Here is a 22,085-nt window from a genome sequence, read left to right as displayed (position 1 = left end):
CGCGTTCGCTTGAGCCGCACCCGCCCGCGGAGATACCCCCACCCTCCCGGGGGCGGCCCCAGTTCCATTCTATCGAGGGAAGGGGGCCGGGAGTGGGTTTGCGGGCGGGCTGGGGATAACTGGGTGGGCTGTGGACAAGTCTCAGCCGACGTGGGGGTCGCCGATGAGGTCGGCGCCGGCGTCGCGGAGCTGACCCAACGCGGACTCCACTGTGGACGGTGCGACGCCCGCGGTGAGGTTGAGCAGGACGCGCGTGGAGAGGCCGGCCTGGGTCGCGTCGAGGGCGGTGGCGCGCACGCAGTGGTCGGTGGCGATCCCGACGACGTCGACCTCGGTGATGTCCCGCGCCCGCAACCAGTCGGCCAACGAACTGCCGTCCCCGGCGAACCCCTCGAACCCCGAGTAAGCCGCCGCGTGCGCGCCCTTGGAGAACACCGCCTGGATCCCGGTCACGTCCAGCTCCGGGTGGAACGAGGCCCCCGGCGTGCCCGCGACGCAGTGCACCGGCCAGGTGTCCACGTAGTCGGGGGTCGCGCTGAAGTGGTCGCCGGGGTCGATGTGGTAGTCGCGGGTGGCGACCACGGCGTCGTAGGCGCTCGACTTGATGTGGTCGCTGATCGCCGCGGCCACAGCGGCGCCGCCCGTCACCGGGAGCGAGCCGCCTTCACAGAAGTCGTTCTGTACGTCCACCACGATCAGCGCGCGTGCCATCAGGACTCCTTCAGTCTATGAACACTGTGGGGATCGCCGGTTCGCCGTGCGACAGCTTCAAGCCCTCCCAGGGCAGGCTCACCAGCCCTCGCTTCACCCGCTTGCGGCACTGTTCCAGGGTGGGCGGGTCGGCCACCGGCTGTCCACCGCGCAGGAACGGGACTTGCAGATCGCGGTCGTCGTCGCTCATCTGCGGCCACTGCTTGTCCGGCTGGTACACGACCTCTTCCAGCGCGGTGCCGGTCGGCTTGTGCCGCCGCATCGCGCCCTTGCGCCCGCCGCGGGACTCCTTGTGGGAACTGCGTTTCGCCACCGGCCGGCCGGCCACCTCGACCAGCTTGTACACCATCCCGGCGGTGGGTGCACCCGATCCGGTGACGAGCGATGTCCCCACGCCATAGGCGTCCACCGGTTCGGCGCGCAGTGCGGCGATCGCGTACTCGTCCAGGTCGCCCGACACCACGATCCGGGTGTCCTTGGCGCCCAACGAGTCCAGCTGCTCACGTGCGTGCCGGGCCAGCACGCCCACGTCACCCGAGTCGATCCGGATCGCACCCAGCGATGGCCCGGCCACCTCGATGGCCGTGTTGATCCCGTTGGTGATGTCGTAGGTGTCCACCAACAATGTCGTGCCCACGCCGAGTGCGTCGATCTGCGCCTGGAACGCCGCTCGCTCATCGTCGTGCAGCAACGTGAACGCGTGCGCGCACGTCCCCGCCGTAGGAATGTCGTACGTCCGGCCCGCCTCGAGGTTCGAGGTCGTCGCGAACCCGGCGATGTAGGCCGCGCGGGCGCTGTCGACCGCCGCGCTCTCGTGTGTCCGGCGCGAACCCATCTCGATGATCGGCCGGCCGTTGGCCGCGCTCACCATCCGGGCCGCGGCCGACAGGATCGCGCTGTCGTGGTTGAGGATCGACAACACGACCGTCTCCAGGACCACCGCCTGAGCGAACGTGCCGCGCACGGTCAGGATCGGCGACCCCGGGAAGTACAGCTCGCCCTCGGGGTAGCCGTCGACGTCCCCGGTGAACTTGTACGACGCCAGCCAGTCCAAAGTGGCCCGGTCGACCACGTCCGACTCGCTCAGCCGGGCCAGCTCGGCCTCGCCGAACTGGAACCGCGCGATCGTGTCCAGCACCCGCTGCGTGCCGCCGACCAGGCCGTACCGCCGGCCGTCGGGCAGCCTCCGGGCGAACACCTCGAAGACACAGGGCCGCTCCGCCGTGCCGTCGGCCAGCGCCCCGGCCAGCATCGTCAGCTCGTAGTGGTCGGTGAGCAGCGCCGTGCTCGCACCGCGTTCGTTCATGAGAGGTGAGCCTATGGCGCGGCGTCAAAGGTCGATCACCCGCCTGGCAGGGAGCATGCCACCATTGAGCTATGACCACGCCAGTCGAGCTGGGGAGCACACACGGGGCCGAGCTGGGTGCTGAGGACAAGCCGTGGCAGACGATCGTCTGGAACGACCCGGTCAACCTGATGTCCTACGTCACCTACGTGTTCCAGAAGCTCTTCGGCTACTCCCGCGACAAAGCCACCAAGCTCATGCTCGACGTGCACCACAAGGGCAAGGCCGTGGTGTCCTCAGGCGACAAGGACAAGGTGGAGGCGGACGTGGCCCGCCTGCACGCGGCCGGCCTGTGGGCCACGATGGAGCGCGACTCTTGAACCCTTGGCGCCGTGAGGGCGAGCTGATCGTCACCGAGATGGAGCGGCAGGAGGCCGCCGTCCTGCGGGCGATGGTCAGCCAGGTCAACGACATGCTGCTGGCGCGGTCGGACGAGGCGCCGCAGGACGAGCTGGCCGAGCTGACCGGGATCCGCACCGGCCCGTCCACCTCCCCGGACGACCCGATCCTGTCCCGCCTGCTGCCCGACTTCCACCGGCTGGACGACGACAACCCGACCAAGGAGGCGCTGGACTCCGCGGCGGCGCTGCGGTCGTTGCACGAGCCGGCGTTGCTGGAGCAGAAGACCGGCGTGGCCGCGATCGTGCTCGAGACGTGCCCGCCCGAAGGCGGCCAGGTGCGGCTCGACATGGAACAGGCCGACGCGTGGTTGTCCGCGTTGAACGACGTCCGCCTGGCCCTGGGGACCGCGCTGGACGTCGACGACGACATGCCCGACGAGCTGCCGGACGACGACCCCCGCAGCGGCCACCTGCCCGTGTACCACTGGCTCACCCTGGTGCAGGAAGAGCTGGTGCACGCGTTGTCGGCCGCATGATCACCGCCGTTCCCGGGGTCCTGGTCGGCCACCATTCACAGTGGAACACCGGGACCACGGTCGTCCTCGCCCCGCCGGGGACTGTGGGTGCCGTTGACTGCCGTGGTGGCGCGCCGGGCACGCGTGAGACCGACTCGTTGTTGCCGGAGAACCTGGTCTCCCAAGTCGATGCCGTGTGCTTGACCGGCGGGAGCGCGTACGGGCTGGCTGCGGCCGACGGTGTGATGCGGTGGCTGGAGGAGCACAAACGCGGGCTGCCGGTGGGGGAGCAGGACCACCAGGTCGTGCCGATCGTGCCCGCGGCCGTGCTGTTCGACCTGCCCGCCAACGAATGGGGCCACCGGCCGACCGCCGACTTCGGTTACCTGGCCTGCGAAGCGGCTTCCGAGAATGTGCCGCAGGGGAGCGTCGGCGCGGGTTCCGGGGCGCGGCTGGGCTCGTTGAAGGGCGGCCTCGGGACCGCGAGCACGACCGTCGGCGAGTACACCGTGGGCGCTTTGGCGGTCGCCAACGCCATCGGTGAGGCCGTGGATGCCCGGAGCGGTGTTCCGTTTGCCGCGGACTTCGAGGTCGACGGCGAGTTCGGCCCGTGGCCGCACCGCCCCGCGGAGCTGCCCAACATCCCGCGCCGCCGCCTGAACACGACCATCGGCGTGGTCGCCGTGGACGCCCGCCTGTCCAAGGCCGAAGCACGTCGTCTCGCCGTCGCCGCCCACGACGGCCTCGCGCGGGCTGTCCGCCCGGCGCACTCCATGTTCGACGGCGACACCATCTTCGCCCTCGCCACCGGCACCCGTGACCTGGCCGAACCCCGCCCCCAGACCCTCGACACGCTGTGCACCGCGGCCGCCGACACCTTCGCCCGCGCGATGGTCCACGGCCTGCTCGCCGCGAAGACAGCCGCGGGTCTGCCCTCCTACCGGGAGATCTGGTCGTGATGTGGCGGATCGTCCTGTGGGACGACGACATGAACACGGGCGCGACCATGACGTTCGTGCTGCACCGGGTGGTCGGGCTGACCCTGGCGCAGGCCGTGGACCTGACCCACCAGGTTGGCCGCGAGGGGTTCGCACAGGTGCCGGTGATCGCCGACCAGCAGGAGACCGGGGTCGTCGCCGCCCGCATGCAGGTGTTCGGCCTCCGCGTGGAGGTGGCTCCGGCATGACGGACACACGGCACGCCTGGTCGGCGGGATTCAGGTACCACTCGCAGATCCGGCAGGCGATGGTGATCTTCGAGGCGAGCCTGCGCGGCGTGCGGACACCCACACGGCTGGGACGGGTCACCCTCGGCGGAGTGACCCACCTGTTCTCGCCGGTCTCGGCCGACGCCACCATCGCCGAGGAATTCCGGCGGGCGCACACCCAGGGGATGCGCGCCGAGGTGCTCCGGTCCGTCCAGCACGCCCTGCGGATCTGGGGCCGGCTGGACGGCACGGCCCAGGAGGACTTCGACGCCCTGTTCGTCGCCCTCGCCCAGCTCGCGCGGTTCCTGCAGGCGCACCCCGCCGATCCGGCCATCCAACGCGTCCTGGACGAGTGCCTGATGCTGCAGGACGACATGTCATCGGCGTGGCTGAGGCAGCAACCCACCTGGCAGGAATGAACACCCCGTCCGCGTGGTTCATCTCACGAGATGGGAGTGCCCCACCCAGCCCTTAGGATGGAGCCGTGTTGCAGATCCGCCGAGACCTCGTGGACGAGATCGTCGCCCACGCCAGGCGAGACCACCCGGACGAGGCGTGTGGGGTGATCGCCGGCCCGGAGGACACGCGGCTGCCCGAGCGGTTCGTGCCGATGACCAACGCGGCGCGGTCGCCGACGTTCTACCAGTTCGACTCGATGGAGCAGATCCGGCTCAAGCGGGAGATGGACGCCAACGGCGAGGAGCCGGTGGTGATCTACCACTCGCACACCGCGACCGAGGCCTACCCGTCGCGCACGGACATCCAGCTGGCCCAGGAGCCGGACGCGCACTACGTGCTGGTGTCCACCCGGCACGCCGACGAGACCGAGCTGCGGTCCTACCGCATCCTGGACGGTGTGGTGACCGAGGAACCCGTCGAGGTCGTCGAGTCCTACCTGTTCTCGCACACCGGCGCGGACGACGTCCCCGACCGCGGCTGAGCGTTCCTGAGCACCGCAACGTTGTCATCACGGAGGTTTGCCATGGCTGTGACCGTTTCCATCCCCACCATCCTGCGCACGCACACCGGTGGCCAGAAGGCCGTCGAGGCGTCCGGCGCCACCGTCGCCGAGGTCATCGACGACCTGGAGGCCCGGCACGGCGGCCTGAAGACCCGCCTGGTCAAGGAGGGCTCGCTGCACCGGTTCGTCAACGTCTACGTCAACGACGAGGACGTGCGGTTCGCCGGCGGCCTGGAGGCCAAGGTGTCCGACGGCGACACGGTGACGATCCTGCCCGCGGTCGCCGGCGGCTGAGGCACGTGGCCCGCTACGACTCGCTGCTGGACGCCCTCGGCGACACCCCGCTGGTGGGGCTGCCCCGGCTCTCGCCCGGTGACGGCGTGCGGCTGTGGGCCAAGCTGGAGGACCGCAACCCGACCGGGTCGGTCAAGGACCGGCCCGCGCTGAAGATGATCGAGGCGGCCGAGCGTGACGGCCGCCTCACCCCCGGCTGCACGATCCTGGAGCCGACCAGCGGCAACACCGGGATCGCGCTGGCCATGGCGGCCAAGCTCAAGGGCTACGGCCTGGTCTGCGTGATGCCGGAGAACACCTCCGAGGAACGCCGTCAGCTGCTGCAGGCCTACGGCGCCCGGATCGTGTTCTCGCCGGCCGCGGGCGGCTCGAACCAGGCCGTCGCGCGGGCCAAGGAGCTGGCCAAGCAGAACACCGACTGGGTGATGCTCTACCAGTACGGCAACGAGGACAACGTCCGCGCGCACTACGAGGGCACCGGCCCGGAGATCCTGCGGGACCTGCCGTCGGTGACGCACTTCGTGGCCGGCCTGGGCACCACGGGCACGCTCGTGGGCGTCGGCCGGTACCTGCGCGAGCACAAGCCGGGCGTGCAGATCATCGCGGCCGAGCCCCGGTACGGGGAGCTGGTCTACGGCCTGCGCAACCTCGACGAGGGGTTCGTGCCGGAGCTGTACGACCCGTCCGTGCTGACCGGGCGCTACTCGGTCGGCTCGTACGACGCCCTGCGGCGCACCCGGCAGCTGCTGGAGACCGAGGGCATCTTCGCGGGCATCTCCACTGGGGCGATCCTGCACGCGGCGCTGGCCGCGGCGGAGAAGGCGGCCACCAACGGCACCGAGGCCGACGTCGTGTTCATCGTGGCCGACGGCGGCTGGAAGTACCTGTCGACCGGCGCCTACAGCGGTTCCCTCGACGAGGCCGCCGAACGCCTCGACGGCCACCTCTGGGCCTGACCCTCGTGAGTGGGTCAGCGCCCCGACCCACTCACGACGGCGTTCTCAGCCCTGGAAGACCGTGCTGGGCAGGCCCATGCCGACGTCGGGGAGCACGAACACCGACCCGGACAGCGGCTGCGTCTCCAGCTCCCGCTCGGACAGGCCCGTACGTGCCGTCGTGATGTACAGGTCGGTCAGACCGGCGCCACCGAAGCAGCAGGCTGTGGTGTGTGCCGCGGGGACCGTCACAGTGCGGTCCAGACGGCCGTCTGGCGTGTAGCGGCGCACCTGTCCGGCTCCCCACAAGGCGACCCACACGCAGCCGTCAGCGTCCACGCAGAGGCCGTCTGGCGAGCCGTCGACGTCCGCGAACAACCGCCGTGACGTGGGCTCCCCGCTGTCGAGGTCGTAGTCGAACACGTCGATGACGCCGGTGGGCGTGTCCGCGAAGTACATCAGCGTGTTGTCCGGGCTCCAGCCGATCCCGTTGCTGATGGTCGTTTTCTCCAGGATGACCTTCGCGTGGCCGTCCGGTTCGACCCGCGCCAGCCAGCCACCGCCGTCCGCGGTGTCGTAACGCATGGTGCCCGCCCACAGCCGCCCCGCCGCGTCCACGGCCGCGTCGTTGCCCCTGACCTCGTCGCGCGCCCACCACACGAGCCACTTCTGCTCACCCGACGGGTCGACGATGCCGATCCCGTCGCGCAGGTTGAGCACCAGACCGCCGTTGGCCCGGGGTTTGGCGGCGCCGACGTGCTGCGGGGCCGGCGTGGTCTCGTTCACGCCGGTCGACGGGCTCCACCGGTGCACCGCCGGCGCGAGGATGTCCACCCACAGCAGCGTGGACGTGCGCGCGTCCCAGGTCGGTCCCTCACCGAGCGAAGCTGTCGATTCGATCGCGACTTCGAAGGCTTCCTTCACGACCCGAGATGGTGTCACCCTGGTCGCGCTTTACCAAAGACCAGGGTTTTTCCCGATTCGACCGGGCCGCGTGGCACGTAGCCTCGGTGCTGTGACCACTTTGCCTGCCAAGCCCGTCGACCCCGGCCCGGTGAACCGGGTGGTGCCGCCCAACCCGAAACAGGCGGCACTGGTGGTCGTGGGCTTCACCGCGCTGCTGTACCTGATCGAGCTGATCGACGTGGCGCTGCCGGTGCACCTCGACAGCTGGGGGATCCAGTCCCGCAGCTGGTCCGGCCTCGACGGGGTGATCTGGGCCCCGCTGCTGCACGCCGGCTGGGACCACCTGATCAGCAACACGCTGCCGGTGCTGGTGTTCGGCTTCCTGGCGATGGCGGGCGGGCTGGGCCAGTGGATCGCGGTGACCGTGACGATCTGGCTGGTCAGCGGGCTCGGTGTGTGGCTGACCGGACCGTCCGGGGCCACAACTGTCGGCGCGTCCGGGGTCGCGTTCGGCTGGCTGGCGTTCCTGCTGGTCCGGGGGATCTTCAACCGCAGCCTCAAGCAGCTCGCGGTGGCTGTCGTACTGTTCCTGTACTGGGGCAGCACCCTGCTTGGCGTGCTGCCGGGCAACCCCGGGATCTCCTGGCAGGGTCACCTGTTCGGGGCCCTCGCCGGGGTGCTCACCGCGTGGCTGACCGCGCGGGCGTCCAGGGACAAGAAGCCGATACCCGCGACACCCACCACACCGGAGCTGCCCGCTTGAGTTCCACCGAAGCGCCGATCGGGATCTTCGACTCCGGGGTCGGCGGCCTGACCGTGGCCCGCGCCATCCGCGACCAGCTGCCCGGCGAACAACTCCGTTATGTCGGCGACACAGAGCGGTCGCCGTACGGCCCGTTGCCGATCGCGGAGATGCGGGCGCGGGCGCTGGAGGTCATGGACGAGCTCGCCGACAGCGGCGTCAAGATGCTCGTGATCGCTTGCAACACAGCGTCCGCGGCGGTTCTGCGGGACGCACGCGAGCGCTATCCGATCCCGGTCGTGGAGGTCGTCCTGCCCGCCGTGCGACGAGCCGTGGCGACCACCCGGAGCGGGCGCATCGGGGTCATCGGAACCGTTGGCACGATCCGGTCCGGGGCCTACCAGGACGCGTTCGCGGCGGCCCGGGACGTGACGGTGACCGCGGTGGCGTGCCCGAAGTTCGCCGAGTTCGTCGAGCGTGGGGTCACGTCGGGACGCCAGATCCTTGGCCTGGCACAGAGTTACCTGGAACCGTTGCAGCGCGCGGAAGTTGACACGCTCGTGCTCGGCTGCACGCACTACCCGTTGTTGACGGGGGTGCTGCAGATCGTGATGGGAGACGGTGTCACGCTTGTGTCCAGTGCTGAGGAAACGGCGAAAGACGTGGTCCGTGTGCTGACGGAGAACGAGCTGCTGCGCGACACACCCGGCGACGCGCGACACGAGTTCCTCGCCACCGGTTCGGCGGCCTCCTTCCACCGTCTGGCCAGGCGTTTTCTTGGGCTGGAAGTGGGCTCAGTTAGGCCGTTAGCGCGAAATTGACCTGTAGTTGGCACCTGGTATGTCACGCTGTGCGCTGTGTTGTTGACCGTGCTGGGCTGTTCGGGCAGCGTTCCCGGGCCGAACACGCCGGCCTCGGGTTACCTGATCGAGGCCGACGATTTCCTGCTGGCGATGGACCTCGGCAACGGCACACTGGCTGAGCTGCAGTGCTACTGCGATCCGTTCCTGCTCGGCGCGTTGCTGTTGTCGCATCTGCATCCCGACCACTGCGCCGACTTCACCGCGCTGACGGTGTTCCGGCGGTACCACCCGAAACCGTCGCGGGATCCCAAGCTGCACCGGCTGCCGGTGTACGCGCCGGGCGACGCGCCCGAACGGTTCGCCGGCGCCTACGCTCCCAGCGTCAAGGAACGCGGTGAGACGGACTTGTCGGACGTGTTCGACTTCCGGGCGCTGGGTTCGGCGACGGTCCAGGTGGGACCGTTCGAGGTCACCTCGAGGCTGGTGCTGCACCCGTGTGAGGCGTACGCGTTCCGCATCTCGCACGGCGGCCGCAGCCTGGTCTACACCGGCGACACCGGGCCGTGCCCGCAGCTGGACGAGCTGACCGAGGGCGCGGACGTGCTGCTGGCCGAGGCGTCCTGGACGCACGGGCCGGACCGGCCCGCCGACATGCACCTGTCCGGCCGGGACGCGGGCGAACTGGCCACCCGGGCGGGGGTGCGGCGGCTGCTCATCACGCACGTGCCGCCGTGGACCGACCGGGAGGCGGTGTTCGCCGAGGCGCGCCAGAACTACCGGGGTGACGCCCGTCTGGTCGAGCTCGGGGACACCTACACGGTCTGATCGTCCGCGCATCTCGTAGGGTGGCGGTGTGGCGCGAAGTGACGGCAGGAACGACGACGAGCTGAGGGAAGTCCGGATCACGCGGGGCTTCCAGAAATGGCCGGCCGGCTCGGTGCTGGTCGAGTTCGGCAACACCAAGGTGCTGTGCGCGGCGAGCGTGACCGAGGGGGTGCCGCGCTGGCGGATCGGTTCGGGTCTCGGCTGGGTGACGGCGGAGTACGCGATGCTGCCGTCGGCGACCAACACCCGCGGCGACCGTGAGTCGGTGAAGGGCCGGATCGGCGGGCGGACGCACGAGATCAGCCGCCTGATCGGCCGGTCGCTGCGGGCGTGCATCGACCTGTCCGCACTGGGCGAGAACACCATCATGATCGACTGCGACGTGATCCAGGCCGACGGCGGGACCCGCACGGCGGCCGTCACCGGCGCCTACGTGGCCCTGGCCGACGCGGTGACGTGGCTCGGTGCGGCGGACCGCCTGGCCGACCCCAAGCCGTTGTCCTGCGCGATCTCCGCGGTGAGCGTCGGCGTCGTGGCGGGCCGGGTCCGCCTCGACCTGCCCTACGAGGAGGACAGCGTCGCCGAGGTCGACATGAACGTGGTGGCGACCGACGCGGGCACCCTGGTCGAGGTCCAGGGCACCGGCGAGGGCGCGACCTTCGCCCGGTCCACATTGGACCAGATGCTGGACCTGGCGCTGGCCGGAACCGAGAAGCTCTGCCGGTTGCAGGCCGAGGTGCTGGCCGAGCCGTACCCGGGCGAGCTGCCCGAGCCGTCCCCGCGCAGGAAGTCGAAGGCGAAGTAGTGAAGCTGCTGCTGGCGACCCGCAACGCGAAGAAACTGGTGGAGCTGCGCCGGATCCTGGCCGCGGAGGGCATCCAGGGCATCGAGGTGGTCGGCCTCGGCGATGTCCCGGAGTACCCCGAGGCGCCGGAGACCGGGGCCACGTTCGAGGACAACGCCCTGGCGAAGGCCAGGGACGCCGTCGCGGCCACCGGGCTGCCCGCCATCGCCGATGACTCCGGCCTGGAGGTCGATGCCCTCAACGGCATGCCTGGCGTGCTTTCCGCGCGTTGGGCGGGTGGGCACGGTGACGACAAGGCCAACCTCGAGCTGGTGCTCAGCCAGCTGGGCGACGTCCCCGACGAACGCCGCGGAGGAGCCTTCGTCAGCGCGGTGGCCCTGGTCGTCCCCGGCCACGACGATGTCGTGGTCCGCGGCTACTGGCCCGGCCGCATCGTCCGCAAACCCCTGGGCACCAACGGCTTCGGCTACGACCCCATCTTCGTGCCGGAAGGCGAGACCCGGACATCGGCCGAGCTCACCAACGAGGAGAAGGACGCCATCTCCCACCGAGGCCGGGCCCTGGCGCTGATCCTCCCGCATCTGCGCACCCTGGCTACTCGTACTTGACGGTGACCCCGGGGCCGAGCTTGTCGAGGCCCCGGTAAGTCCCATCCCTGGTCAGGATGAGCTTGAGCTTCTTGTCCTTCAAGGGACTCAGGTCCACGTTGTCGCCGTCCAGTTCTAGGAAGGTCAACGGCAGCCTGGTGATGGGTGTGAGATCGGGTATGGGGATCTGACGCAGCGTCAGCTGCGTCAGCCCAGGGAAAGCCACTGGGATCTGGGCGATGTCCTCGTGGCTGTTGTAGATGCCCAGAGATCTGACATGCGGCCACGCCTTGTTGGTAGTGGAGTTCAGCGCGACGTCGTCCCACAGTTGCAGCGTTCGCAAATGGACGAGGTCGTCGAGCGGTGCGAAGTCCCGCACTTCGCTCAGCCGGTCCAGGGTCAGGTCGGTCAGCTGAGGGTGCTGGCGCAGGAACTCCACGTCCGGCCACGGGGTGTACTGGTACAAGTTCAGCATCGTGAGCCGGGGCAACTCTGCCAATGATGCCAAGCTGGTGTAGCCGTGGACGTGGATTAGCGTGATGCTGCGTAGCTTGCGATGCCGGACAAGCGGTGCAAGATCGACAGTCGTAGCGTTCATCCGCGCACTCAACCGGATGATGTCGGGCAGATCTGCCACGAAGTCTAGGCTCGGGAGCGGCTTAGCCCTTAGCAGGCCTATACCGAGCCACTTAAGCCGTTTCAACAGCTTCACATGCGGCAGCAACCGAGTGGACTCGATGTCGATCAGTCCATTCAGCAGCGGCGCGTCAGCGAGCACCTCCTCGGCATAGCGCTGCGGATCGAAGTACTCCCAGCCTGCGGCCAGTTGTTCCTGCACCGTCCAGCGTTCGTCGGCGGCGTAGCCAGCCAGCCGCGTGAGCGCCTCGGCATTCCCTGTAAGCACGGCTGTACGCACGGTCGCCGCCGCCTGCGCCTCCGAGAGATCCTCCAATGTGGACGGCAGGTACCGCAGCAGCCGGTGGCCAATGGTGGCCAACGACGCTGACTCTCGGATGTTCCTGGGCGGTACCAGGTGTTCGCGGATCAGGGTTTCCACCCGTTCGTGCACCTTGGGGTCGATCTCCGTCACCGTCTCCAAACACGCCGCCGCGAGCAGCCACAGTCGACGCGCGTTCCGCGGCTCCTTGTCCGCGCGGTTCATGATCTCCGTGAGCAGGTCATCCGCCTGCTTCTTCTTCGCGTGACCACAGGCCATCACGATCGTCTCGCGCCAGCTGTCGAGATGGGCGTTGGCGACCAAGGTATCGATGTGGGCCTGTTCGGTGGCCTCGCTCGCGGCCAGGTACTCCTGGAAGGTCCGATGGATGAAGTCGACCTTGCCCGGGATCGGTTGGCGCAGCACACCACTGCGTTCCAGGAGGTGGTGGAGCACGTCGTCCGCGGGCTTGTCGACGTTCGGCAGGCCTCGCAGTTTGAGTTCGACGTACTCCAGCGCCCTGGCTTTGGACAGCTCGACCCGGTTGGCCTGAGTGAGCCGCCAGGCGATGTCCCGCAACAAAGCCCGCTTCTCGGCCAGCTCAAGGAAACCCTTGATGCCCCGCTCGGTGTCGCGGATGTCCAGCAGCATCGCGAGCGCGCGCTGGTACAGCTCCATGCGGCTGCGCGGCAACTCCGAGGCGTGGTTGAGGTTCAACGCGCACAACATCGCGCACAGCAACGGGTTCGCGGCCAGGGTCCGCAGGTGTGGGCGGCTGTCGAACTGGGTCATGAGCCGCTGTTCGGCCGCCGGGAGGTCGACGCGTTCGCTTGGCAGCGGTGTGGCGTGGGAAGCGGCGACGTGCCAGCGCTCGATGAACTTCCGGATGTCATCCGCGCCCATCTGCTCCAGTGTCACGGAGCCGAACTTCTCCTCGGCCAGCCACTTCTCGTCCACCGCCGCGGGCCGCGCGGTCACCACGACCTTGATCTTCGGGAAGGTGTCGACGAGGTCGCGAAGCCAGGCCTGCACCTCCTTGCGGCGCCGCACCGGAACCTCGTCCACGCCGTCGACAAGCACAACGCTCCGGCCATCACGCAGTCGCCGGTGAACCCATCCGGCAGGCATCTCGGCGGACGCCATCGGCCACGCGTGCCGGACGAACTCCTCGGGCACCGGCAACGGCCCGCTCGCGAAGCTGCGCAACCGGATCGGGAACGGCACGTGGTCGTTCCACTCGGCGAGCCCACCGGTGAACTGCGAGCGCGCGGCAGTCACCGCCAGCCAGTCGAGCAGCGTCGTCTTGCCCGAACCCGCCTCACCACGAACCAGAACCCGGTCCGCGGACCCGACCGCCTCCTCGACCCGCAGCGACCCGCCGCCGCTCTCGGGTTCCCGGAACCAGTGGTGCGCCAACTGGTCCCGTTTCGCACGGGACCGCTGGGTCTGCGAGACGCTCAAGGACAGGTACGCGATGGTCAGCTTCAGCCGCGGCTGTTCGTGGGCGTTGAGGCCGAGCAGCTCCAGCTTGTCCAAAGTGGACGATATGTGGCTCAGGTAGGCCGTGGTGAACTCGGCGTCGTGCTGAGTTCCGCTGGGTGCGTGCAGGCTGGTTCGCGGGATCCGGGCGAGGAGTTCCTCGAGCTGCGCCGTCTGGTTGGACAGCCGCGTCAAGGTCTCGGCGAGTGCTCGCGGCTGGAAAGTGGGCAGATAAAGGACAACCTGCACGAGGTAGCGGCACGCCTGGTTCAGGGCCGCCTCGTAGACCTGCGTCGCCGCCTCGGACAGCCCGGCGATCCTGGCCTGGTCGGGAGAGCGGGAGCGGATGTGTTTGGCGAGGTCGTCGGGGTTCGCGTTCGCGGCGAGCAGGGCGTCATCGGACAGGTCGACGGCGTCGAGTGCATCGCTCGCGGCGTCCAGGGCTGCCTGGATCTCGTTGTCCGGTAACGACTTGAACCGCGTGGCCAGCAGCGGTTCGAGGTTCTCGGCGACCTGGATGCCGATGTTCGCCACGAAGTTGTCCAGCTTGTGCAGCTGGATCGGGCTTGCCACCTCGCTCGCGGCGAGTTCGTGCAACGACGAAGTCCGCTGCGTCTTGGCCTTGTGGCGCTGCAGCCAGAACGTCGCTGCCTTGGTGGCCACGGTCTGCGCCAGTTTCAGTAACTCGGTGATGGCGACCTCCCAACCGGGCGGTCTACGTTACTGGGCCGCGAATGCCGTTGCGAACAGGGGGATCAGCGCGTCGCGCAGGTCGTCTGCGGAGCGAACCGGCCCGGCTTCGGCGATCTGGTCGAACAGCAGGCCGTCGATGCAGGCCACGAGGTTCTCCGCGCGCCGCCGCGCATCGGGGACGCCCGCCTCGGTCAGCAACTGGGTCGCGGCGGCGCGGAAGGAGGCACCGGCGGCCAGCAGGACCTCGCGGAGTTCGGGGCGGCGGGTGGACTCCAGGGTCAGCTCGAACCGGGCCAGCATGCGGTCGCGGCCGTCGGTGAGCCAGCGGTGCAGCAGTCCCGCGATCGCGTCGAGGTCCGTGGGTGGCGTGGCCTCGATGTCCGCCGTCGACAACTCGGCCAAACGCTCCAGGGTCGCCTGGAGCAGGGCTTCCCGCGTGCGGAAGTAGTAGGAAGTGGAGCCCTCGGGCAGGCCGGCCTCGCGGTCGACGGCCCGGTGGGTCAGGCCGCGCATGCCCGAGCGGGCGAGTGTGACGATCGCCGCGTCGGTCAGGTGGGCTCTTCGGTCCGGCACTCTACAAGTGTAGAGTCCTCTACAGATGTAGAGGAGGTGCGGTGTGCGAACCGCGATCATCGTTGGCGGCGGCATCGGCGGGCTGGCGGCGGCGACCGCCCTGATCCGGGCCGGCTGGCAGGTCGAGGTGCTGGAACAGGCCGCCGAGTTCACCGAGGTGGGCGCGGGCCTGACGTTGTGGCCCAACGCGTTGCGCGCGCTCGACGCCATCGGCCTCGGCGACGAGGTCCGGGCGGCCGGCGCGATCGAGGCCACCGCGGGCATCCGCAACCCGCGCGGCGACTGGTTGCTGCGCACCGACTTCACCGAGCTGGACCGGCGGTTCGGGCCCGCGGTCGCGTTGCACCGCGCGGACCTGCTACACGTTCTGGCCAAAGCAGTACCCGAAGGTGTGGTCAGAACGAGCACCAGGGTCACGGATGTGCGCCTGGACAACCAGGTTGTCGTCACACACACGGGTGGAGAATCCCGAGCGGACCTCCTGGTGGCCGCCGATGGGCTGAAAAGCGTTGTCCGTCAGTTGTTCTGGCCCGGGACGACACCGATCTACTCGGGTTCGACGGCCTGGCGCATGATCCTCGACCGGCCCGGCGAACGCCTTGAGGTCGGCGGCGAGTACTGGGGGCGCGGCGAGGAGTTCGGTGTCCTGCAGCTGCCCCGCGACCAGGTCTACATGTTCGCGGGCGCAGCCGCCCCGGAAGGACAGACGAACGACGACGAACACGCGGAGCTGCTCCGCCGCTTCGGCACCTGGGCCGAACCCATCGCCTCACTTTTGCCGCAGGTCGATCCGGGTCGCGTCATGCGGCACGACATTCACTACGTCCCGAAACTCAAGTCATACGTCCACGATCGGGTGGTGCTGCTCGGCGACGCGGCCCACTCGATGACCCCGAACATGGGCCAGGGCGGGTGCATGGCGCTCGAGGACGCGGCGACCCTCGGTGCGATCGTCAACGACGGACTCGACCGCTACGACCGCCTGCGCCGGCCCAGAACCCAGTCGGTCGCGCGGATGTCCAGAATGGCCGGCCGCGTCGGCCTGGCCCGGTCCAGGGCGGCCGTTGCCTTGCGGGACAACGGAATGCGACTCGTCCCGGCCCGGGCCATGCTCCGCTCGTTCGCGGGCGTGTTCAACTGGTCGCTTTAGGACAGTATCGACCGGATGTTCTTCGCCGCGGCGGTGACCGCGCTCGTGGCCGATGACCACGGGGTGGACCGCGGGTACTCGGTCAGGATGATCACCGTGTACCGCCAGCCGTCCCCGACCAAACCCGTGCTGTGACAGGACATCGACGTGTCGTCGTTGGTCCACGCCTGCTTGACCGCCCAGTGGTCCATCGCGGTCATGATCCCGAACGACTGGTTGAACCCGTCCGAGCCCTTCGGTGCCGCCGACGCCATCGCCCGCACGATCACATCCCGGTCGCCCGCGGCGGCCTGCTTCAGGATGTAGTCGTAGACCCGGGTCAAGTCGTTGGCGGTGACCAGGGTTTCACCCCATTGGGTACTGGGTGTGGGCGGTTCGGTGTTCAGCAGGCCCATCAGTTTGGCCATCCGGCCGACGATGGAGGTGCCGCCCTCCCGCACCCAGAAGGAGCTGGCGATGCCGTCGTCGCTGTACCGGATCATGTCGGTGACCCGGCTGATGGTGTTCGAGTCCTTCGGGTGCCGCCGCAGCGCGTCCACCGCGATCAGCAGCTTGACCAGCGACCCGGAGTGGAACTGACGGTCGGCGTTCTCGCTGACGACCTGGTCGCCGGTCTGCCGGTCGATCACCACGGCGCCGGTGATGGCCGTCTTGACCGTCGCGGTGACGGCCGCCCCGATCTTCGGCTTGGCCTTCGGCGCGGGCGAACTGACGGCGGGTGGTGGTGTGGCCGGGGGAGTCGGCGAGGCCGGCTCCACGGTCGGGACGATGAGCAGCTCGGTCGCTGATGGCGGGGCGGCCGTCTTCGCGGCACACCCCGACAGTATGAGCACCAGCGCGACCCCAAACGCGATCCTCTTCATGACCCGACGACGCCGGGCCGCAGGGCCGGAGTTGAGCGGTGCTCAGCTCAACTTTGTCGCAGGTCAGGGCGTTCTTGACGCCCACCGGACGGGTTTGGTTGAGCCCGTCCGGGGTGACGTTCAGACCCCGAGATCCTTGCGGAGCTTGGCAACGTGACCGGTCGCCCGGACGTTGTAGGCCGCCTTCGCGATCTTGCCATCCGCGTCGACGATGAACGTCGACCGGATCACCCCGGTGACCGTCCGGCCGTAGTTCTGCTTCTCGCCGTACGCGCCCCACTCCTGCATCACCGAGCGGTCCTCGTCGGACAGCAGCGGGAACGTCAGGCCCTCGTCGGCGACGAACCTGGCCAGCTTGGCCGGCTTGTCCGGGGAGATGCCGAGCACCTCGAACCCGGCGTCGTTCAGCTCGGCGAGGTTGTCCCGGAAGTCACAGGCCTGCTTGGTGCACCCGGGCGTGCCCGCGGCGGGGTAGAAGTACACGACCACGGAACGGCCGCGGTAGTCCGACAGGGACACGGTCTTGCCGGTGCTGTCGGGCAGCGTGAAGTCCGGGGCGGCGTCCCCGGCTGCCAGCCTGTTGTCGCTCATGTCGCGAGAACCTACCCGGCTCAGGCCGGGCCTTCGAACTCGGCGGTCGTGGTCGCCTGCGCCACGTTGGCCTGCACCGTGACCACCACGTTCACCTGGTCGGCGGGTAACGCGAACGCCAGCGACAGGCGTGCGGTCCGGCCCGGCAGGACCTCCCCGGCGAGCACTCCCGAGTAGCCCTGGGTGGCGTCGACCACGGCCGCCATCCGCTTGCCGTCCGACGTGGACGCCTGCACCACCAGCTGCGAGGACCGGTACACGCTGGTGCCCACGTTCTCGAGGGTGATGTCGAACCCGGCCGCCCGCGGCGCCTTCGGATACGCCGTGTCGCCCGGCACGAACGACCGCGGCGAGGAGACGGTGACCAGCAGGGTGTCCCCGGCCGGCCGTTGCTCGCCCCACTTCGCCAGTCCGCCGGCCACCTTGACCGGCACCTCGCTGGGCGCTGCGGCCTCGGAGACGACCTTCGCGTCGGCCCGGTTCATCCCGTCGGCACCGCATCCGGCCACGAGCGCCAGCAGCGCGCATGCGACGGCGGCCAGCCCGGCTCTCACGGGTGTCCTACTTTCGACCAACGGGGATGGGAGGTGTGACTTCCACAGAGTGAGGCTTGTGGGCCGGATTACCTAAACCGTTCGGCTGGTCGAGTCAGAGCTGGTGTCGTGATGTGGCCAAGCTGTAACCGAAGGGGCACCTGGAGTGACCAAACGGGCTTATGCGGCCATCGCGAAGAAGACGACGAACATGCCGACAGTGACCAGCCAGGTGGCGATCAGCCAGCCGAAGTCCCGCCACGGCGAGACCGGGTGGCTGTCCTCCCCTGGCACGTAGACGCCGCGCGCCTCGAACCAGTCGACCACGCGCAGGGCCCGCTTCAGCGGTTCGAACACGCGCATGGTGGCCCCTCCCGTCGGTTCGAATGGTGCCAGGCCGGGCGCGCCGGTCAAGCACCTGGGTGGAGTATCACGCTCAGACCGGCGGTACGCACCCTTCGACCCAGCCCATGTCGTCGGACTCGCCGCAGATCGGGCAGGCCCGTTCGACCATGACCCCGGGCGCCACCTCGTGGTAGATCGAGCCCTGGCCGGGCACGGTCATCGGCCGCAGGATGGCCACGTCGTCCTCGTCCTCCAGCCTGATGTGCGTGACCTGACGACAGCCGTGGCAGACCGTGCGCTGGGGCAGCGACCCTGGAGTGGACACCGGCAGAGCCTATCGCCGCCAGGTCACGCCGGGCCAGCCCGCGTGACCTGGCCAACGATGTGTTTGCCCAGGTCATCGGCGTTTCGGTGGCGTTCGGTGTTCGATCCATGTGGCGGCGATGGACAGAATCCCGGCGCGTGTACCCATGCCGTCGCAGCGCCTCGATCAGGCCGTGTGCGGCGTCGGCGAACCGTGACCGTTCCCGGCGCCGTGACTCCGGCGAGCCGGCCGGGCGGCCGGTGTGTCCTTCAGGAGGTCCGCTGAGTTTCCGCAGCGTCGCGCGACACCCCATGATCGCGGCTCTTTCCGTTGTGCGCCAACGGTTTTCCAAAATTGTCGGTGCCTGCCCGTATGGTGCTGCCAACGTCCGGACCAGGGGAGTCAGCGCAGTGCGAGAGACCACGTTCACCGTCCCGAAGTCGTGGCGGGCCAGGGTTCACCCCTGGCCCGGCGACGACGGCGGGACCGAGCCGGACCCGTTGGCGGAGGAGTTCCTCCGTGAGCGGATCGCGGCCATGCCGAAGCACTTCACCGGCGATGGCGAGCTCGGTGCGCAGCTGCGCGCGTACCTCGCCGGGACGGGCACCCCGCTGGGGGCGGCGGCGCTGGTCGCGGTGCTGCACGCGATCGACCGGACGGAGGGCCAGGAGCGCATCGCCGACGCGCTGATCGGCAGACACGGCCTGCTGTTCACCGTTGAGGTCGCCGCGCGTCTCGGCGAGGTCCACGCGGCCCACGCGCTGGTCGGCGCCAGACTGGTGCGGCAGATGATGACCGTCGCGCCGATGCTCGAGCGGCTCAGACGCCTGCTGGCCGGCGTGCGTGCGGGCGAGTTCGACGCGGTCGCCGAGGTGCTCGCCCGGCATCGTGCGACCGGGCTCGGCTGCCGGGTGGTCGCGGCCTACCTGGTGCCGACCCGGGTGGACTGGGTCGACGAGGTCTGCCGGGAGGCGGTCGCGATCACCCAGCAGTACTCGTGGCCGGGGCAGGATCTGCTGCTGCAGTCGCTGAGCACCGGCGGGCAGTACACCCTGCTCGTCACCGAGGCCTCCTTCTGGTTCAAGCTGGCCAGTGAGGAGCGCCTGCGCGTGGCCGCGGCGAGAATCGGCCCGTCGATCGCGCCCGGGGTGGCGTCGCTGCTGGACCGGCACAAGGGCAGCAAGCCCGACCGCAGACGGCTGCTCAAGCTGCTCGGGCAGCTGCCGACCGATGAGGCGTTCGGGCTGATGCTGGCCCGGGTGGACCAGCCGCTGGTCCGGCCGGTCCTGCTGGACATGATGAACCGGTTCCCCGAGCGGGCGGCGCGGCTGCTGGCCGCGGCGGGCGAGACTTCGTTGCTGCGGGACCATCTCGTGGCGCACCCAGGCATCGCGCCTCCAGACGGCTTGGCTGTGATGCCGGGGGTTCCCGAGGCGACGGACCTGCCGTCGGCGCTGGTCGATCCACCGTGGACCCGTCGACGTGAACCTGTTGTCCTGCCGGGACTTCAGCCCATCGGACAGCCCGCGGCCTGCTGGACGCCGGGCGAGCGCGAGGAATGGGCCGCGTCGCCGGTGGACGAGTGCTGGTCGGGCACGTTCCCCGACTGGGATCAGGCCATGCGGCAGTACCGCGGCTTCCAGCTGCCCTGGTACCAGGAGGTATGGCTGTTCACGCGCGGACCGGCCGAGGTGATCGACCCGGTGCTGGAGTCGTGGCGGCCGTTGCACACCAGCGCGTTCGAGTGGGGGAGACCGTTCGCGGCCCGGCATGGGATCGCTGGTCTGCCGGTGCTCCAGTGGGTCGCTTCGAAGGCGCCCGCGCACAACGGTGAGTTGCTGCTGCCGTTCGCGGACGCCTCGGTGGCGCAGCTGATGGCGGAATGGCTCGTACGCAACAAAGGCGCGCGCCCGACTGCGGAGGCGTGGTTGCGTCGGCACGCGGAGTTCGCCGCGGCCGCTTTGGTGCCCGCGGCGTTGGGCAGACCGGGCAGACACCGCAGCGAGGCCGAGGCAGCGCTGTTGTTCCTCGACGGCGTGACCGATGTTCAGGCGGCTGCCCGCGAGTACGGCGAGGAGGCCGCGCAGGCGATCGAAGGCATGCTCGCGTTGGGTGAGCTCGGTGTTCTGCCGGCGAAGATGCCCGCGCTCCCGACGTGGGCGCACCCGGGCATGTTCCCGCAGATCCTCATGCGGGACAAGGAGACGGCCCTGCCGGTCGCCGCCGTCGGGCACCTCCTCACAATGCTGCGGATATCCACAGTGGACTCCGTGTACGCGGGCATCCGCGTTGTCCAAGACTTGTGTGACCCGGCGTCGCTGGCATCGTTCGCGTGGGACCTGTTCGAGCGCTGGCGCGACGCGGACTCCCCAGCGAAGGAGTCGTGGGCGTTCACCGCGTTGGGCGTGCTCGGCGACGACGACACGGTACGCGCGCTGACCCCGCTGATCCGCGCCTGGCCGGGTGAGAACGGGCACGCCAAAGCCGTGCTGGGCCTGGACGTGCTCGCTGCCATCGGGACCGGCATGGCGTTGACCCATCTGCACAGGATCGCGCAGAAGTTGCCGTTCAAGGCGTTGAAGGAGCGAGCGGAGGAGAAGATCACCGCCGTTGCCGCCGGTCTCGGGCTGACCGCCGACCAGTTGGCAGACCGGCTGGTGCCGGCCTTCGGTCTGGACGAGACGGCATCGCTGATGATCGACTACGGGTCGCGCCGGTTCACTGTGGGCTTCGACGAGTCGCTGCAGCCCTACGTCCTCGACGGGGATGGCAAGCGGCGCAAGGACTTGCCGAAGCCAGGGGTGAAAGACGATCCGGCGTTGGCCCCGATCGAGTACAAACGGTTCACCACGTTGAAGAAGGACGTGCGCGGGGTGGCGGCCGGTCAGATCGCCCGGCTGGAGTCCGCGATGCTGAGCCAGCGCGAGTGGCCCGCGGAGGAGTTCGTCTCGTTGCTCGCCGAACACCCACTGCTGGGGCATATCGTGCGCAGACTGGTGTGGCGGACGAACAAGGGCGAGACGTTCCGGCTCGCCGAGGATCGCACTCCGGTCGATGTCAACGACGAGCCGTGGACGCTGCCGGAGGACGCGACCGTGAGCGTGGCGCACCCCGTCCAGCTGACGGATGTAGCCGACCGGTGGGCGGGGGTGTTCGCGGACTACGAGATCATCCAGCCGTTCCCGCAACTCGACCGGCCCGCGTACGTCCTTACCCCACAAGAGATGCAGGCGACGCGGCTGGACCGGTTCCATGGCATGACAGTTCCCAGCGCGCGGTTACTCGGCCTGGCCAACCGCGGCTGGCGACGGGGCGACCCCCAGGACCACAGCGTGGAGCGGTGGATCACCCGTCCGGTGCCGGGCGGCGGATCCGTTGTGCTCACCCTGAATCCGGGGATCACCACGGGCCACGGCAGCGACAACGAGCACCAGATCCTGACCGATATCTGGCTGTGCCCACCAGGCGACCGGTTCTGCGATCCGCGGGACCGACGGGTGTTCGGCGAACTCGACCCGGTGACCGCGTCCGAGCTCCTCGCCGAGTTATCCGCAATCACGTTGTCCACAGCCACGTCGCCCACAGCCACGTCGTCCGCAGTCACCGGCTGAGCGAACCGGAATTGCGCATGGGTCGCCCT

Annotated in this window: 25 protein-coding genes; 15 read left to right on the top strand and 10 right to left on the bottom strand. The window is 69.3% G+C overall.

The annotated features are described in order from the left end of the window. Positions 1-141 precede the first annotated feature (141 nt). Both AB0J95_RS10860 and AB0J95_RS10855 read right to left on the bottom strand, forming a co-directional pair. Positions 142-711 (bottom strand): isochorismatase family protein, encoded by a 570-nt coding sequence (locus tag AB0J95_RS10860; RefSeq protein ID WP_364755486.1) that lies wholly within the window; start codon positions 709-711, stop codon positions 142-144. Between the two features lie 10 nt (positions 712-721). Next, the gene (locus AB0J95_RS10855; RefSeq protein WP_364755483.1) at positions 722-2,017 is read right to left on the bottom strand and encodes a nicotinate phosphoribosyltransferase; all 1,296 of its coding nucleotides are present in this window, start codon (positions 2,015-2,017) and stop codon (positions 722-724) included. A gap of 71 nt (positions 2,018-2,088) precedes the next feature. Between AB0J95_RS10855 and clpS the strand changes: the two genes are divergently transcribed. The 8 genes from clpS to AB0J95_RS10815 all read left to right on the top strand — a co-directional run bounded on the left by clpS (position 2,089) and on the right by AB0J95_RS10815 (position 6,330). Beyond that, positions 2,089-2,376 carry an ATP-dependent Clp protease adapter ClpS gene (gene clpS / locus AB0J95_RS10850; RefSeq protein WP_364755480.1) on the top strand — a complete coding sequence of 96 codons (288 nt, stop codon included), beginning with the start codon at positions 2,089-2,091 and terminating at the stop codon, positions 2,374-2,376. Further along, on the top strand, positions 2,373-2,933 hold the full coding sequence (locus AB0J95_RS10845; protein ID WP_364755477.1) for a DUF2017 domain-containing protein: 561 nt from the start codon (positions 2,373-2,375) through the stop codon (positions 2,931-2,933). The genes clpS and AB0J95_RS10845 overlap by 4 nt, the downstream gene beginning before the upstream one ends. Beyond that, positions 2,930-3,871, top strand: coding sequence for a P1 family peptidase (locus AB0J95_RS10840; RefSeq protein WP_364755475.1), 942 nt, complete (start codon positions 2,930-2,932; stop codon positions 3,869-3,871). Before AB0J95_RS10845 ends, AB0J95_RS10840 begins: the two co-directional genes overlap by 4 nt. Then, positions 3,871-4,098 (top strand): ATP-dependent Clp protease adaptor ClpS, encoded by a 228-nt coding sequence (locus AB0J95_RS10835; RefSeq protein ID WP_364755472.1) that lies wholly within the window; start codon positions 3,871-3,873, stop codon positions 4,096-4,098. Before AB0J95_RS10840 ends, AB0J95_RS10835 begins: the two co-directional genes overlap by 1 nt. After that, the gene (locus AB0J95_RS10830; RefSeq protein WP_364755469.1) at positions 4,095-4,538 is read left to right on the top strand and encodes a hypothetical protein; all 444 of its coding nucleotides are present in this window, start codon (positions 4,095-4,097) and stop codon (positions 4,536-4,538) included. Before AB0J95_RS10835 ends, AB0J95_RS10830 begins: the two co-directional genes overlap by 4 nt. Positions 4,539-4,603: 65 nt before the next feature. Beyond that, entirely contained in the window at positions 4,604-5,059 is a 456-nt protein-coding gene (locus AB0J95_RS10825) for a M67 family metallopeptidase (protein WP_364755466.1), read from the top strand. Between the two features lie 42 nt (positions 5,060-5,101). Continuing rightward, on the top strand, positions 5,102-5,374 hold the full coding sequence (locus tag AB0J95_RS10820) for a MoaD/ThiS family protein (RefSeq protein ID WP_364755464.1): 273 nt from the start codon (positions 5,102-5,104) through the stop codon (positions 5,372-5,374). Positions 5,375-5,379: 5 nt separating this feature from the next. After that, complete coding sequence (locus AB0J95_RS10815; RefSeq protein WP_364755462.1) at positions 5,380-6,330, top strand: cysteine synthase; 951 nt, start codon at positions 5,380-5,382, stop codon at positions 6,328-6,330. A 45-nt stretch (positions 6,331-6,375) separates the two neighbouring features. Here the strand turns inward: AB0J95_RS10815 and AB0J95_RS10810 are convergent, their stop codons facing one another. Next, complete coding sequence (locus AB0J95_RS10810) at positions 6,376-7,233, bottom strand: SMP-30/gluconolactonase/LRE family protein (protein ID WP_364755459.1); 858 nt, start codon at positions 7,231-7,233, stop codon at positions 6,376-6,378. A gap of 91 nt (positions 7,234-7,324) precedes the next feature. On the opposite strand from AB0J95_RS10810, the gene AB0J95_RS10805 reads away from it, so the two are divergent. Genes AB0J95_RS10805 through rdgB form a run of 5 tightly spaced genes read left to right on the top strand, consistent with a single transcriptional unit; the run spans position 7,325 to position 10,998 of the window. Beyond that, a complete protein-coding gene (locus AB0J95_RS10805) occupies positions 7,325-7,978 on the top strand; it encodes a rhomboid family intramembrane serine protease (protein WP_364755456.1) in 654 nt (217 codons plus the stop codon). Next, positions 7,975-8,778, top strand: a complete 804-nt coding sequence (gene murI / locus AB0J95_RS10800; RefSeq protein WP_364755454.1) for a glutamate racemase — start codon at positions 7,975-7,977, stop codon at positions 8,776-8,778. Before AB0J95_RS10805 ends, murI begins: the two co-directional genes overlap by 4 nt. A gap of 36 nt (positions 8,779-8,814) precedes the next feature. Continuing rightward, positions 8,815-9,585, top strand: a complete 771-nt coding sequence (locus tag AB0J95_RS10795; protein ID WP_364755451.1) for an MBL fold metallo-hydrolase — start codon at positions 8,815-8,817, stop codon at positions 9,583-9,585. Positions 9,586-9,613: 28 nt separating this feature from the next. Beyond that, a complete protein-coding gene (gene rph, locus AB0J95_RS10790) occupies positions 9,614-10,390 on the top strand; it encodes a ribonuclease PH (RefSeq protein ID WP_364755448.1) in 777 nt (258 codons plus the stop codon). Further along, positions 10,390-10,998, top strand: a complete 609-nt coding sequence (gene rdgB, locus AB0J95_RS10785) for an RdgB/HAM1 family non-canonical purine NTP pyrophosphatase (protein WP_364755445.1) — start codon at positions 10,390-10,392, stop codon at positions 10,996-10,998. Before rph ends, rdgB begins: the two co-directional genes overlap by 1 nt. Here the strand turns inward: rdgB and AB0J95_RS10780 are convergent. Beyond that, a complete protein-coding gene (locus AB0J95_RS10780) occupies positions 10,985-14,056 on the bottom strand; it encodes an NACHT domain-containing protein (RefSeq protein ID WP_364755442.1) in 3,072 nt (1,023 codons plus the stop codon). The two genes, rdgB and AB0J95_RS10780, sit on opposite strands and share 14 nt — an antisense overlap. Before the next feature lie 57 nt (positions 14,057-14,113). Continuing rightward, positions 14,114-14,659, bottom strand: a complete 546-nt coding sequence (locus AB0J95_RS10775) for a TetR family transcriptional regulator (protein ID WP_364755439.1) — start codon at positions 14,657-14,659, stop codon at positions 14,114-14,116. Between the two features lie 43 nt (positions 14,660-14,702). Here AB0J95_RS10775 and AB0J95_RS10770 point away from each other — a divergent pair, with 43 nt between their 5' ends. After that, a complete protein-coding gene (locus tag AB0J95_RS10770) occupies positions 14,703-15,809 on the top strand; it encodes an FAD-dependent monooxygenase (RefSeq protein WP_364755437.1) in 1,107 nt (368 codons plus the stop codon). On the opposite strand, the gene AB0J95_RS10765 is transcribed toward AB0J95_RS10770, so the two are convergent. From AB0J95_RS10765 to AB0J95_RS10745, 5 genes are all read right to left on the bottom strand, one after another. Continuing rightward, on the bottom strand, positions 15,806-16,672 hold the full coding sequence (locus AB0J95_RS10765) for a hypothetical protein (protein WP_364755435.1): 867 nt from the start codon (positions 16,670-16,672) through the stop codon (positions 15,806-15,808). The two genes, AB0J95_RS10770 and AB0J95_RS10765, sit on opposite strands and share 4 nt — an antisense overlap. A gap of 120 nt (positions 16,673-16,792) precedes the next feature. Further along, on the bottom strand, positions 16,793-17,263 hold the full coding sequence (gene bcp / locus AB0J95_RS10760) for a thioredoxin-dependent thiol peroxidase (RefSeq protein WP_364755432.1): 471 nt from the start codon (positions 17,261-17,263) through the stop codon (positions 16,793-16,795). A gap of 20 nt (positions 17,264-17,283) precedes the next feature. Continuing rightward, a complete protein-coding gene (locus AB0J95_RS10755) occupies positions 17,284-17,817 on the bottom strand; it encodes a hypothetical protein (RefSeq protein ID WP_364755430.1) in 534 nt (177 codons plus the stop codon). Positions 17,818-17,976: 159 nt separating this feature from the next. Next, positions 17,977-18,159 (bottom strand): hypothetical protein, encoded by a 183-nt coding sequence (locus AB0J95_RS10750; RefSeq protein ID WP_364755427.1) that lies wholly within the window; start codon positions 18,157-18,159, stop codon positions 17,977-17,979. 73 nt (positions 18,160-18,232) lie between these two features. Further along, positions 18,233-18,466: a hypothetical protein gene (locus tag AB0J95_RS10745; RefSeq protein ID WP_364755425.1), complete on the bottom strand. Its 234-nt coding sequence runs from the start codon at positions 18,464-18,466 to the stop codon at positions 18,233-18,235. Between the two features lie 389 nt (positions 18,467-18,855). Here AB0J95_RS10745 and AB0J95_RS10740 point away from each other — a divergent pair, with 389 nt between their 5' ends. Next, positions 18,856-22,056 (top strand): DUF4132 domain-containing protein, encoded by a 3,201-nt coding sequence (locus AB0J95_RS10740; protein WP_364755423.1) that lies wholly within the window; start codon positions 18,856-18,858, stop codon positions 22,054-22,056. Positions 22,057-22,085: the final 29 nt, after the last annotated feature.

Source organism: Actinocrispum sp. NPDC049592 (assembly GCF_040675465.1).
Lineage (GTDB): Bacteria > Actinomycetota > Actinomycetes > Mycobacteriales > Pseudonocardiaceae > Kibdelosporangium.
Note: the sequence above shows the minus strand (reverse complement) of the source record. Positions and strands in the feature narration are given on the sequence as shown.

Coding starts and splice junctions, on each gene's coding strand:
- AB0J95_RS10860 (WP_364755486.1), bottom strand. CDS start 711: ATGGCACGCGCGCTGATCGTGGTGGACGTACAGAACGACTTCTGTGAA.
- AB0J95_RS10855 (WP_364755483.1), bottom strand. CDS start 2,017: ATGAACGAACGCGGTGCGAGCACGGCGCTGCTCACCGACCACTACGAG.
- clpS (WP_364755480.1), top strand. CDS start 2,089: ATGACCACGCCAGTCGAGCTGGGGAGCACACACGGGGCCGAGCTGGGT.
- AB0J95_RS10840 (WP_364755475.1), top strand. CDS start 2,930: ATGATCACCGCCGTTCCCGGGGTCCTGGTCGGCCACCATTCACAGTGG.
- AB0J95_RS10835 (WP_364755472.1), top strand. CDS start 3,871: ATGTGGCGGATCGTCCTGTGGGACGACGACATGAACACGGGCGCGACC.
- AB0J95_RS10830 (WP_364755469.1), top strand. CDS start 4,095: ATGACGGACACACGGCACGCCTGGTCGGCGGGATTCAGGTACCACTCG.
- AB0J95_RS10820 (WP_364755464.1), top strand. CDS start 5,102: ATGGCTGTGACCGTTTCCATCCCCACCATCCTGCGCACGCACACCGGT.
- AB0J95_RS10765 (WP_364755435.1), bottom strand. CDS start 16,672: ATGAAGAGGATCGCGTTTGGGGTCGCGCTGGTGCTCATACTGTCGGGG.
- bcp (WP_364755432.1), bottom strand. CDS start 17,263: ATGAGCGACAACAGGCTGGCAGCCGGGGACGCCGCCCCGGACTTCACG.
- AB0J95_RS10750 (WP_364755427.1), bottom strand. CDS start 18,159: ATGCGCGTGTTCGAACCGCTGAAGCGGGCCCTGCGCGTGGTCGACTGG.